Source organism: Iocasia fonsfrigidae, from assembly GCF_017751145.1.
In the GTDB taxonomy this organism is placed as follows: Bacteria; Bacillota; Halanaerobiia; order Halanaerobiales; family DTU029; genus Iocasia; species Iocasia fonsfrigidae.
The window spans coordinates 2,216,784-2,230,233 of sequence record NZ_CP046640.1; the positions used below are offsets into that span (position 1 = coordinate 2,216,784).

Consider the following 13,450-nt stretch of genomic DNA (forward strand, 5'->3'; position numbering starts at 1 on the left):
CTCTCCAATTAAATTAATCCTCTAGTATCATCGTACCAATGCCTTGATCAGTAAATATTTCAAGGAGTATTGTATGAGAAATCAAACCGTTTAACATATGTGTTCTCTGTACACCATTTAACACTGCTTCCATGCAGGCCTTTACTTTAGGAAGCATACCACCTTTAATCTTTTTACTGGCAATCCATTCTTTAACTTCACTTATTCTTAAGGCAGAAACCCTACTATCTTCATCTTCCGGGTCATGCCTGAGACCATTAACATCTGTCAGAAAGATTAATTTCTCTGCCCCCAGGGCCACCGCTAATTTACCAGCTACTGTATCAGCATTAATATTATAACTATTACCTTTACCATCAGTACCAATAGGAGCAATGACAGGTATGTACCCATCAGCAATCAAACGGTTAACAATTTCTGGATTTATCTTTTCAACTAAACCAACATAACCCAGGTCGGTCTCCTGTACAGCATCTAATTTACGGGCTTTAATCAAATCACCGTCTTTCCCACAGATCCCAACCGCTTCACCTCGCATCTCATTTATTAAAGCAACTATCTCTTTATTTATTTTAGCAGCCAGTACCATCTCAACTATCTCCATAGTCTCCTTATCAGTAACCCGTAAACCATTAATAAACTTACTCTCTATATTTAATCGACTCAGTGTTTCATTGATTGCTGGTCCACCTCCATGCACAATAACTGGATTAACACCAACATATTTTAATAATGTAATATCCTCAATAACATGCTTCTTCAGCCGATCATTAGTCATTATACTACCACCATATTTAATAACAAAGGTTTTACCATAAAATTGTCTTATATATGGAAGTGCCTCAATTAAAACACATGCTTTTTTGATATACTTTTCCATTTCAGCTACACTCCTATTCTTATATAAAATATTATGGAAAGATTGCCGTATCTTCTAGGCCTCTCTCCTCTGGTAACCCAAACATAAGATTCATATTCTGTACAGCCTGACCAGATGCCCCTTTAAGAAGATTATCTATTACCGAAACGATTATTAATCTATTAGTTCTTCTATCTACATTCAAGCCTATGTGGCAATAATTTGAACCAAGGACATGTTTAGTCTGTGGGTTTCCAGATTTATATATCTGCAGAAAACTATCCCGGGCATAAAACTCTTTATACAATCGAATTAACCCCTCTTCCTTTATTTCATTACTTAATCTGGTGTATATTGTAATTAACATACCCCTTTTCATGGGTATTAAATGTGGAGTAAAGGATAGTTTAATCCCTTCTTTTGTATTTATTACACCTGCCAGTATGTTTTCTATTTCAGAAGTATGACGGTGTTTGTTAACACTATAAGCCTTTATACTCTCATCAACTTCATTAAATATTGTATCAATTTTAACTGATTTACCAGCACCACTCACCCCAGATTTAGCATCAATGATAATCTCATTGTTAGCAATAAGACCAGCCTTTACCACAGGTAAAAGACCTAATAATGTTGCAGTGGGATAACAACCAGGATTAGCTATTAAAGAGGCATCCTTTATTAATTCCCTATTTAATTCTACCAGACCGTAAACAGCCTCCCTAGCAATTTCTGCATACTCATGTTTAACCCCATACCAGTCTTCATATATTTTTGTATCATGATATCTATAATCACCACTTAGATCTATTACCTTAATACCATGCTGATATAATTTGGCCACAATCCCTTGAGAAACCCCATGAGGCAGAGCTGTAAAAACAATATCCGAGTTTTTAACCTCATCTATTGTAAACTCCTTAAAAATATAATCCTTCTTGCCATAGAACTGTGGGTATAAGTCCACTAGATTTTTCCCAACATGACTATTAGAAAAAAGACTGTCTATTTCCACATCTTTATGTCTATTTAATAACCTTATTAGTTCAATACCTGTATACCCTGTTGCACCAATAATACTTACCTTAATCATCATATTCAACCCCTTTTGAATTATTATACATTATTATGTATATATATTCAAGTGTTTTATCTTATATTTTAAAAAAAAATTAGCAGAAATAAAATCTGCTAATAAAAAGAAAAATATTTAATTATAAAAACTACATACTAATTAATCCTTAACTTTGAATCCACCACTACCACACTACTTCCAACCTCTTTGATACCACCAAAAGGTATAATAACAGCCTCTGAAGAAGTTATGTGATGCAAGATTAGCGATTCAATCTCCCCATAATGGTTTTCTATAATAATATCCCTATTATCAATCTTTCCCAGTTTATTACCATGAGTATCTATTACAAGTTTACCCAGTAAGTCATTTAAACACAAAACAATCACTCCATTTTATAATCCAGTATGACCAAACCCCCCTGTTCCCCTATTACTATCAGTTAATTCATCTACTTCCTCCCATTTTATCGGAAAAGTCTTATGTATAATTAACTGGGCAATCCGGTCACCCTTCTTTATTTTAAAATCATTCCTACCATGATTAATTAATATTACCCCTAATTCGCCTCTATATCCTGGGTCAATTACACCATCTGCATTTAATACAGTAATACCATGTTTTAACGCTAAACCACTCCTGGGATAGACAAATCCACCATATCCCCTTGGAATAGCAATTTTAATTCCTGTTTTTATTAAACTGTATTCTCCAGAACCTAAGTTAAGATTCTCAGCTGACCTTAAATCAAGTCCTGCATCTTCACCATAATGCTGATACTCTGGTAAAGGAATATCCTTATTAAGTCTTTTAACCTGTATTTTCATTATCTTCACCCCTGGTATATTTTATACTGTTATATTTTATCAGATTATATATATATTAAAGTTTTTATATTTTTATTTCACTAATTCTGATACTATCACAAATTTATAGCCACGTCCTTTAAGGGTTTTTAAGATATCACCTAAGGCATATAGACTTGGTTCGGTAGGATGCATTAATATTATCCCCCCATCATCAATCTTGTTTACTGCCCTCTGGTAAACAATCTCAGCAGAAGGTCTCTGCCAGTCAACGGTATCAGCAGACCACATAATCGTCTTATATCCTATAGAACTTGCAACTTCTGAAATTCTCTGATCAACTTCACCATATGGTGGAGCAAATAAACAGGTTTTTTCTCCGGTAATACGAAAAATCAAATCCTCATTTTTTTTAATCAGTTCTATTAACTGACTGTCAGAAAGGTTTTTAGGATGAAGATGGCTAAAACCATGATTCCCTATTTCATGTCCCAGTCTAGACATCTCAGCCAGTAGATCAGCATTTTTTTCAGCCCAGGTTCCTGTTACAAAAAAGGTTGCTTTAACATTTTCATCATGTAAGATGCGGATCATTCCAGGCAGGTATTCCTTCCCCCAATCCACATTAATAGTAAGTGCTATCTGGTCTTTACCTCTCCTTCCGTGATAATACGGTGTTTCCTGATTACTTAATACCGGCATACTTAAGTCATTACTTGCCATCCCACTTATAATGCCAAGAAACAAACAGATTACAATGATATATTTTTTAAACATAATTACTAATCACCCCTACCTGTTTGCTTACATTGTAAACCTGAATGAGATTCAATATAATAACCATTTTTATAAACCATAGCAGATAATGGAACAACACTATAACCCATTTCCTTTAATTTTGGTAATAAAATTTTTAAGCTAGCAGGTGTATCTGGGGCATTATTATGCATTAAAATGATATCTCCTGATTCCACGTTATTTATAACCCTATCAACAATATAATCAACCCCTGGTTCTTTCCAGTCAAGGGAATCAATACTCCACTGTATTACTTGATACCCTAGTTCATTAGCCGTCCTAATTACCTGATTATTATATTCCCCATATGGTGGACGGAAATAAGGAGAACTACTCCCTATTAGACTCTTAATTAAGTTACTAGTATCTTCTAACTCCTTGCTTAATTTTTCACGTGAAAGGGAATTACAATGGGGATGTGTAAAGGTATGGTTACCTATTTCATGACCATCAGCAGCAATTTTTTTTACCAGATCAGGGTATTTTTTCAACCAGTAACCAGCAAAAAAGAAAGTGATTTTAACATCATTTTCCTTAAAAATTTTTAATATTTCTTCTGTATGTTCTGCCCCCCAGGTACCATCAAGGGTTATTGAAATTTTTTGGTCATGACGGTTTACTTTATAAATTGGGACTAATTTCTGATTTATCACTGGTATTACTTCACCATACTTATTACCCAATAAAAAACCCCCGGCAAAGAGAAGAATAAAGATTACTGTCGAAATTATTATGATATTCTTTTTGCTGGGAACAAATATCCTGCTCATACAGCTGTCACCCCTTTTCTTTTCTCTTGCTAAAATTTATGCGCTACAACTAAACTTTATTCAATTTAAAACATACTTACCTGAGTTAATCAATATAAATATATAAGAGTTTATAAGAAAATGGGGGCTTTAACCATGTATCTATCAATTAAACTTAGAAGAGGGGTTATCCCTGTAATTATAATTGTTTCAATTATAATTACAGTTGTTATTATATATAATAGTCAGTGTATCAATAATCCCGTGCTTTCTAAACAGAGTGAGATGATATTTAAAGTGGTTGTTGATCCCGGCCATGGTAGTATTGATACCGGCACAAGTTATGGGGAAATTTATGAAAAGGATATAAATCTAAGAGTTGCCCTCCTGGTAGCAGAGGAATTAGAAAAGGTAAATATTATTCCGATTTTGACCAGAAAAAAAGATAAACTATATATGAATAGTAGGCAGAAAGATATAAGACACAGACCAGAAATTGCTAATAAAAATAAAGCAGATTTATTTATTAGTATTCACGCCAACAATTTCCCCTCCAGCCAACCATCAGGGAGCCAGGTTTTTTATAAACCAGGGTCAGGAGAAAGTAGGAAACTGGCCGAAGAAATACAGCAGGAATTAATTAAGTTACGCCAAGCAAACCAACGCTCTATTAAAAACGGTGATTTTTATGTCTTAAAAAAAGCCCAATGTCCTGCTGTTTTAATCGAAACTGGGTTTTTGTCTAATCCCACAGATAGGGAAAGATTAACAGATCCAGTCTATCAAAAACAGCTAGCTATTGCCCTTAAAAATGGTATTATAAACTTCTTTCAGTCCAGATTATCAGGCAAAAGACAGGAGAAAACATTAAGAACTAATGTTTCTCTAGAAAGTAATGATGAGCACCCTAGCTATCAATTATATTACCTTACCGATAGCCCAACTGGTATTTTACTGGTCAAAAGAAAACTATCCTTTCCAACAAACAATTTTTTCAAACAGGAATATAGTAATTTATCCTTTAAAGAAATAATGATTATTTCTGCTATTAATCAGCTTTTAGACCCGCCAGATAATTTAATATCTCCTTTACCAGCTAAAACAAAAATAGATGACGTTAAAATAAACGATGGTATTGCTACTATTGATTTTTCCAAAGAAACAAAAACCAGCTTTTCAGGTGGTGCAACAGTAGAATTATATTCACTAGAAGCAGTAAAAAAAACCCTGTTCTCCATTCCAGGTATTAAGGGCTTAAATATCCTGATCAATGGGAAAAAGGGTGATAGTATCGGCGGTCATATTTTTTTAAAGGAAACAGTTATGAAATAATCCTATTTTGTAAATACATGATCTCCTATGGTAACCATCATGCGTCTTCTTTCAAACCACCACTGGTGTTTAGCAGTTTTGGGATTATAGTAATACATCGCCCCCATAGTTGGGTCTGTTCCCCTAAGAGCCTCCCGAGCGGCTCGATAAGCAGTACTATTTGGCCTTAAAGTGATCTGACCATCAGCAACTGCTGAAAACTGGTTTTTTTGATAAATAACCTGTTTAAAGGTATTGGGAAAATATGAACTGATGACCCTATTTATAATCACAGCACCAACAGCTACTTGACCAATAAATGGTTCGCCCCTTGCCTCACCGTGAATAGCCCGGGCCAACAATTCAATATCACTATCTTTTACTATCTTCTGAAGAACCTGTCGGGGGGTAAGATTATTAATAGGTAATTTAATAGTAGACCCTACCCTAATAACACTGGTTTCCAGTTTATTTAAGGCCATTATAATATTGATAGATGTATTAAAATCCCTGGCCAGATCGTAGAGGGTATCACCCACTCCAATATGATACTGAATTAATTTGCTGGCAGGAATGTTAACTTCCGGTAGACTTTGACCAGGGTTTACCCTTATGGAATAGACTTGTCCAAGCTCAAAGCTGACAGAATCAAGTGTACTTTTTTTTCTATCACTAAATAAAGTCATTTCCCATTCACGGGAATCCTTTTCTTCTGTTTTAAAGGGAATAATTAGTTCCTGGCCAAGTCTTATCATATCAGTACCTTTTATATCATTATATTCCCTTAAATCATTCTGAGAAATACCGTAATTATCTGCAATCTCACTTAGGGTATCACCTTCTTGTACAACGTAAATTAATTTAAATTCTGGACTTGCCTGAACAGGTATACTTATATAAGTTGCTATTAGTAATAAAGTAAATATTAATAAAACTAGCTTCACTCCGGTATCCCCCTTTGAGCTATTGATTTTAATTTAACCCTGTTAACTGGACAACCTTCAGGTAAAGAATTTTGAAATACTTTTCCATATGATTTAGTTAGTATGCGATTGTCCATTGAGATTACTAATCCTTTATCCTTTTTCGATCTGATAAGTCTTCCAAAGCCCTGTTTAAAACGGATCACTGCCCGGGGAAGACTATAATGAAAAAAGGGATTTTTACCTTCATTTCGTAAACATTCCATTCTAGCTGAAGCTATCGGTTCATCAGGAACAGGGAAAGGTAATTTCATAATGATTAAATACTGCAAATTATCACCCTTTATATCAACACCCTCCCAGAAACTTACAGTACCAAAAATAATCTGTCTATCCAGATTTTTAAATCTATTGATAATGTAATTTCTGGCATATTTACCCTGGGCTAAAATACTAATATTATTGGCATTTAGAGATTTCTCCAGTTTATGCAAACAATAATTAAGCATTTTATATGAAGTAAACAGAACCAGTGTTCTGCCGGCAAAAGAAAGTAATATATTGCCCAGTTCATTTACTATATTACTTAGAAAATTTTCTGAATTAGCTGCTGGAATATCTTCAGGTATGATTAATTCTGCCTGTTCTTCATAATTAAATGGTGAACTAACTATTAAATTCCTTGTTTTTTTTAGGCCCAGAGTTTCCTGACAAAAGGCAAAGGAATTACCAACACTTAGTGTTGCTGAAGTTAATACTGCATTATCAAGAGAATTCCAGAGCATTTCATTTAATTGTTCAGTAATGTTAAGAGGGGCATTTTCCTGATTAATAAAATCCTTGTTTCTTCTCTCTAACCAGAAAACAAATTCATCATCCTCGGCCTTTATATTAAAAGCCAGATTATCAGCATAATGCTGACACCTCAATAGATAAGATTCCAGTTCAATAAGCAAGTCTTCAAAATCATCCTGTAATCCCTGTAAACTCAGTATTTCTTCATACAAATCCCTCGTATGGAAAATAAGTTTATTTATATTTCCCAGTAATTTTTCTGCAGAAGACACAAATTCCTGCCATAATTCTTCATTTTTAATTTTACCACTTATTTTAATACTACCCATTGAGTCTTCAGTAAAGATATTATTTAAATCCCTTTCATAAGTAGCAGACATATCCTTTAAATTCTGAATATTTGTTATCAACTTATAGTCAATTAACTCTAATATTTCTTTTTTCTTATCTACCTTTAGGGCTGCAATCTTACTCCTTAAGCGTGGTAAAAGTGAATGCTTATTATTAAAAAACCTGTCCAATAATTTCTTAAAAACCTTATTATAAAATGGACGTCCTAAATGTAATGTAGCTACATCGGCAAAATTATGAGCCTCATCAATAATTAAATTTCTATACTTGGGAAGGATTCCATGACTATCTTCCCCTATTTCATTTTTAAGTAAGATGTCTGATAATAAAAGGTGGTGATTTGCTACCAATAAATCGGCACTAAACACCTCTTTCCTTGCTTTCATAAAAAAACAATTATCAAAAAAGGGGCAGTTTGTCCTGAGGCAAAGGTCACTTTCAGAGGCTATTTCATCCCAAATATCAGTCCTGGTTACAAAATTAAGCTCTGATCTGGAACCTGTCACTGTTTGATCTATCCAGTTCAGGATTTTAATAAACTCTATTTCTTTTTCTGGTAAATCAGCTAAATAATCTTTAGCATTTTTCTCTATACGGTGCAGTTTCCTCTTACAAACATAATTACTACGTCCTTTTACCAAAACAGCTTTAAAGGAAAACGGGAGCACCTTTTGTAATAATACCAGGTCTTTATCTATCAATTGTTCCTGTAGATTAATTGTATTTGTAGATACAACTACGGTAATTTTATTTTGATATGACCAGTACAGGGCAGGAATTAGATAGGCAAAAGATTTACCGGTTCCAGTACCAGCTTCTATCAAAATATTATGGTGCTTATTAAAGGAATCAACTACCTCTCGTACTACATCAATCTGTTGTTGACGATACTCATAGCCATGTAAATGTTCAGCCAGTTTATTATCATCTTCAAACAGGGAAATAATCTCGTTTCCATCTAAAGACTCCTCAACATGGGGCTGTTTGGGTTCAACAACAACATAAATTTCCGATAAATTATTATTTATAATAGCAAAACCTATACCCTTATTACCCATTACTGAGGCAAGTCTGATATCTGCAGCAGAAGGCCGGAGATCACCTGAGGGGTGGTTATGAATTATAATATTACCAGGCTTTAAATCATTGACAATGGCCGGTACCATACCCTCATTTCCTCTGGCTAAAAGATGATAATCAATGATTCTATTTTCTTCATTGATAAAACCTACCAGAAAAATTTCCTGCTGGGAAGCAAGGTTAATATCCCTTCTAATAGCATCAATTATACTAGATTCAAAATATTTATCTATCTCCACAATTTCCTCCCAATTAATTTCTTAAAGATAGTAAGGTCTTAACATCTAAATCTTCACCTTGGAATGAAGGTGTCTCCAGGATAAAAACCCTATCCCTCAATAGCTTATGATTAATAATATTACTAAATCCTTTTAGACCAATGTATCCTTCCCCAATATGGGCATGTTCATCCCTATTTGTACCCAAAGGATGCCTGGAATCATTAATATGTAGTACAGTAAGTAAATCTAATCCCAGATGTTCCTCAATATCATTAAGAAGCCTGTTTAAACCATTCATCTCGCTGATATCATAACCAGCAGCAAAAGCATGACAAGTATCGAGACAGAGGCCGAGTCTATCTTTTTGATTTACTAATCTTATTATATCATGTAATTCTCTAAAATTCGACCCAATAGCAGTACCTGCCCCAGCAACATTTTCCAGTAATAAGATAGTATCATTACTTACTTTATTTAAAACCCGGTTAAGGGCAGCAGCAATTCTTTCAATACCCCATTTAAGACCTTTACCAGTATGACTACCAGGGTGAAACACCAGATAATCTGCCTCAATCATTCCTGCCCTCTGATAGTCTTTTATTAATCCATTTACTGATTTTTCCCATAATTCTGCTTTAGGGGAAGCAAGATTAACCAGATAAGTTGCGTGTACTACCATTGATTCTATCTGAAGATCCCTGATTTTACTCCTTAAGGAAGTTAATTCTACATCCCCTATCTTCCTTGCCCTCCATCCCCTAGGATTTTTAACAAATATCTGTAAACAGTTACACCCTATTTTTATAGCCCGTTCAGGGGCTTGATCAAGACCACCTGCAATTGATACATGTTTACCTAATTTCATTAACACCAATCCTTTAATAGACAGGAAAAAACATAAACTAGCAAGCTAGTTTATGTTAAAGTCTAGTCTAGTTCTTTTAAGGCATCCTTACGGGATAAATTAATCCGACCCTGATTATCTATCTTAGTAACCTTAACAGGTATCTTATCCCCAACTTCAAGCTCATCTTCGACCTTATTTACATGATAATCAGCTATCTGAGAAATATGGACCAGCCCTTCCTGACCAGGTAAAAACTCAACAAAAGCACCAAAATTCATAATCTTTTTAACTGTACCCTCATAGAGTTCCCCAACAGCAACATCCTTTGTCAGGTCATCAATCATTTTTTCTGCCCTGGCACCACTCTCCTGATCATCAGACATAATAAAGACTGTACCATCATCATCGATATCAATCTTCACACCTGTCTCTTCAATTATTTTATTAATCATCTTACCACCAGGACCAATAACAAAACGAATCTTTTCTGGATCAATTTTTAAGGTACTCATCAAGGGAGCATATGGTGAAAGCTCTTCTCTCGGTTTATTAATAACTTTTAACATCTCACCTAGAATATGCAGTCTACCTTTTCTTGCCTGCTCCAAAGCTGTTTCCAGTATTTTTTTTGAAATGCCATGTATTTTTATATCCATCTGCAGTGCTGTAATACCATCTTCAGTACCAGCAACTTTAAAATCCATATCTCCATTAAAATCTTCCAGTCCCTGAATATCAGATAAGATAGTAACATTATCCTCTTCCTTCATTAACCCCATGGCAATACCGGCTACTGGTTTTCTAATGGGAACACCAGCATCCATTAAGGCCAGTGTACTACCACAGATACTCGCCTGTGAAGTTGAACCATTTGATTCAAGGACCTCTGATACAACCCTAATGGTGTAAGGAAATTTAGACTGTTCTGGCAGAACGTAAGATAATGCTCTTTCACCTAAGGCACCATGGCCAATCTCACGCCTGCCTGGTGAACGTAAAGGACTTGTTTCACCAACACTAAAAGGAGGGAAATTATAATGATGCATATACCTCTTTGTCTCTTCCTCTCCAAGCCCAAAAAGAATTTGCTCATCAGACGCTGCCCCAAGGGTAACAACACTCATGGCCTGAGTCTGACCCCTAGTGAAAACACCTGTACCATGTGCCCGGGGTAATACACCTACCTCACACCAGATAGGTCTTATTTCCTCAGGACTTCTTCCATCAGGTCGCAATTTTTCTTCGGTTATCATCTTTCTTATTATTTCTTTGGTCAACTTGTCCAGTATCTGCTGAACCTGTTTTATCTTATCAGTCTCATCTTCTTCACCACTAAATTTGTCTTTAAAATATTCTACAGCCTTATCTTTTATCTCATCAACCTTTTCATTCCTACTCAATTTTTCAAAAGTCCGCATAGCCTCATTCAAATCATCTGCTACAAAATCCCTTACCTCTTTATCCAGATCAGTATCAAGTTCAGGAACTTCAACTTCCATTTTAGTCTTACCAGCTTCAGCAGCCATTTTATTTTGTAAAGCAACCAGACGTTTTATTTCCTCATGTGCAAGTTCAATCGCTTCTAACATAGTACCTTCAGATACTTCATTTGCACCAGCCTCTACCATCATTACTGCTTCTTCTGTACCAGCAACAGTTAAATCAAGGTTACTATTAGCCCTTTCTTCTTCATCAGGGTTAATAATTAATTCACCATCAACCAAGCCTACCTTAACACCTGCCAGTGGTTCAGAAAATGGTATATCTGAAAGCATTAAAGCAGCAGAAGCACCATTCATAGCAGTAATATCTGGTTCACAATCATTATCTACTGATAAAACAGTTGCTACAACCTGTACATCATGTCTAAATCCTTTAGGAAACAAAGGCCTTAAAGGACGATCTATCAATCTAGCTGCCAGGGTAGCTACATCCCTAGGCCTACCCTCTCTCCTGGTAATACTACCAGGTATCTTACCAATAGCATAAACCCTTTCTTCATAATTTATCATCAAAGGAAAAAAATTAATCCCTTCTCTTGGTTCAGACATAGTTGCTGTAACCAGTACAACAGTATCACCATACCTGACTACTACAGAACCATTAGCCTGTTTAGCTAATTTACCAGTCTCAAAGCTGAGTGTTTTACCATGCAATTCTGTTTTCCACTCCTGAAACATATACAAACCCCCTTTTATTTTATTATATCCTAATTTCTAAAAAATCATCAACTATGTAATTTGAACAAATTTTATATCCAATGAATTAAAGAGCGGCCTGGACCGCTCTTGGATTCAATAGGACTATCCCCTGATACCTAAACTGCTGATAAGATTACGGTATCGTTCAATATCCTTTTTCTTTAAATAGCCAAGCAACCTTTTCCTTTTACCAACCATCTTTAAGAGCCCTCTCCTGGAATGAAAATCACTCTTGTGTTCTTTTAAATGCTCTGTCAGCTGCTTAATACGTACAGTCAACAGAGCTATTTGAACCTCAGGTGAACCAGTATCCTCACTATCTAATTGGTATTTTTTAATAATGTCCTGTTTTTCTTCTTTACTTAGCATTACCTGTCACCTCCTTAAAAATTTCCTACACTATCAGCCAAGAATGACGCTGGAGGAACGTAAAACCTAGCCCATAGTAATTATAAAATATTAATAACCAATATTTATTTTAACATAAAAGCCTAGCAGTGTAAAGAATATCTTCTTTAATCTGTGCACTCAGTTCCTTAATACTCGCAAAAGTCATTTCTCCTCTGATAAAATCAACAAGCTCAATACAGAGGTCTTCCCCATATATATTTTTATTAAAATTATAAATATGAACCTCAATAGAATATCTGTTATTAGAAAAGGTCGGGTTTACACCGAAGTTAACTATCCCCTTATATTTCTCAGCCCGATAATAAACATAACAGGCATAGACCCCTCTAGGTGGAAGGACATAATTAACAGCCGTCTTTAAATTAGCAGTTGGATAACCGACAATTTTCTTCCCGCGACTAAAACCATGAATCACCTGACCTTTAAGTCTATAATACCTCCCCAGATATTCTGGGACTTCTTTAACCTTCCCCAATGAAATGAGTTTTCTAATCAGGGTGCTTGAAACCCTATTACCATGTTCTTCAACATTTTTTATCCCAGTTATAGAGAATTTGAATTCCCTGGCAAGTTCCCTTAATTTTTCTATCGAGCCCATACCCCTGGAACCCAATTTAAAATCTTCACCAACAACTATATGTTTAACCTGTAAGCCCTTTATTAGATACTCTTCAACAAATCTCCTGTAATCCAATTGTGAAAAAGCCGAAGTGAATTCCTGCTGAAGATAATAATCAATGCCCAACTTACTTATTAATTCGATTTTTTGCGATTCAGAAAGAAGATAGTCTGGTGCTATAGCTGGTTTGATTACCTTTAATGGGTGGGGAGAAAAGGTATAGACCGCACTAGGGATATTTTCTTCTTTTGAAATCTTTTCAGCCAGTTTTATTACTTTTTGATGCCCCAAGTGAATTCCATCAAAGGTACCTAAAGCAATAATTAAAGGCCCTATCTTCATATCCTTAAAGCTCTGGCTTTTTATCACTTCCATATTAAATCACCCATATTTTATAGTCTCTT

The 13,450-nt window shown here is 35.1% G+C and carries 13 protein-coding genes; 1 reads left to right on the forward strand and 12 read right to left on the reverse strand.

Annotated features, from left to right (window positions below; translation table 11 throughout):
• Positions 1 to 13: 13 nt before the first annotated feature.
• The 6 genes from argB to GM661_RS10645 all read right to left on the reverse strand — a co-directional run bounded on the left by argB (position 14) and on the right by GM661_RS10645 (position 4,308).
• Positions 14 to 880: an acetylglutamate kinase gene (gene argB, locus GM661_RS10620; protein ID WP_125990601.1), complete on the reverse strand. Its 867-nt coding sequence runs from the start codon at positions 878 to 880 to the stop codon at positions 14 to 16.
• Between the two features lie 31 nt (positions 881 to 911).
• Positions 912 to 1,955, reverse strand: a complete 1,044-nt coding sequence (argC, locus tag GM661_RS10625) for an N-acetyl-gamma-glutamyl-phosphate reductase (protein WP_330165208.1) — start codon at positions 1,953 to 1,955, stop codon at positions 912 to 914.
• A 134-nt stretch (positions 1,956 to 2,089) separates the two neighbouring features.
• Positions 2,090 to 2,314 carry a PRC-barrel domain-containing protein gene (locus GM661_RS10630; protein WP_230866832.1) on the reverse strand — a complete coding sequence of 75 codons (225 nt, stop codon included), beginning with the start codon at positions 2,312 to 2,314 and terminating at the stop codon, positions 2,090 to 2,092.
• A gap of 15 nt (positions 2,315 to 2,329) precedes the next feature.
• Entirely contained in the window at positions 2,330 to 2,761 is a 432-nt protein-coding gene (gene dut, locus GM661_RS10635) for a dUTP diphosphatase (protein ID WP_230866833.1), read from the reverse strand.
• 72 nt (positions 2,762 to 2,833) lie between these two features.
• On the reverse strand, positions 2,834 to 3,517 hold the full coding sequence (locus GM661_RS10640) for a polysaccharide deacetylase family protein (RefSeq protein WP_230866834.1): 684 nt from the start codon (positions 3,515 to 3,517) through the stop codon (positions 2,834 to 2,836).
• 5 nt (positions 3,518 to 3,522) lie between these two features.
• Complete coding sequence (locus GM661_RS10645; RefSeq protein WP_230866835.1) at positions 3,523 to 4,308, reverse strand: polysaccharide deacetylase family protein; 786 nt, start codon at positions 4,306 to 4,308, stop codon at positions 3,523 to 3,525.
• 135 nt (positions 4,309 to 4,443) lie between these two features.
• Here GM661_RS10645 and GM661_RS10650 point away from each other — a divergent pair, with 135 nt between their 5' ends.
• A complete protein-coding gene (locus GM661_RS10650) occupies positions 4,444 to 5,619 on the forward strand; it encodes an N-acetylmuramoyl-L-alanine amidase (protein WP_230866836.1) in 1,176 nt (391 codons plus the stop codon).
• Between the two features lie 2 nt (positions 5,620 to 5,621).
• Here GM661_RS10650 and GM661_RS10655 read toward each other — a convergent pair whose 3' ends face one another.
• The 6 genes from GM661_RS10655 to GM661_RS10680 form a co-directional block, all read right to left on the reverse strand.
• Complete coding sequence (locus GM661_RS10655; RefSeq protein WP_125990607.1) at positions 5,622 to 6,542, reverse strand: cell wall hydrolase; 921 nt, start codon at positions 6,540 to 6,542, stop codon at positions 5,622 to 5,624.
• Complete coding sequence (locus tag GM661_RS10660) at positions 6,539 to 8,986, reverse strand: helicase C-terminal domain-containing protein (protein WP_230866837.1); 2,448 nt, start codon at positions 8,984 to 8,986, stop codon at positions 6,539 to 6,541. The genes GM661_RS10655 and GM661_RS10660 overlap by 4 nt, the downstream gene beginning before the upstream one ends.
• Positions 8,987 to 8,999: 13 nt before the next feature.
• Positions 9,000 to 9,833 carry a deoxyribonuclease IV gene (locus GM661_RS10665; RefSeq protein ID WP_230866838.1) on the reverse strand — a complete coding sequence of 278 codons (834 nt, stop codon included), beginning with the start codon at positions 9,831 to 9,833 and terminating at the stop codon, positions 9,000 to 9,002.
• 62 nt (positions 9,834 to 9,895) lie between these two features.
• Positions 9,896 to 11,995, reverse strand: coding sequence for a polyribonucleotide nucleotidyltransferase (pnp, locus tag GM661_RS10670; protein ID WP_230866839.1), 2,100 nt, complete (start codon positions 11,993 to 11,995; stop codon positions 9,896 to 9,898).
• 123 nt (positions 11,996 to 12,118) lie between these two features.
• Positions 12,119 to 12,385, reverse strand: a complete 267-nt coding sequence (gene rpsO / locus GM661_RS10675) for a 30S ribosomal protein S15 (RefSeq protein WP_125990611.1) — start codon at positions 12,383 to 12,385, stop codon at positions 12,119 to 12,121.
• Positions 12,386 to 12,494: 109 nt separating this feature from the next.
• The gene (locus tag GM661_RS10680) at positions 12,495 to 13,421 is read right to left on the reverse strand and encodes a bifunctional riboflavin kinase/FAD synthetase (RefSeq protein ID WP_230866840.1); all 927 of its coding nucleotides are present in this window, start codon (positions 13,419 to 13,421) and stop codon (positions 12,495 to 12,497) included.
• Positions 13,422 to 13,450 lie beyond the last annotated feature (29 nt).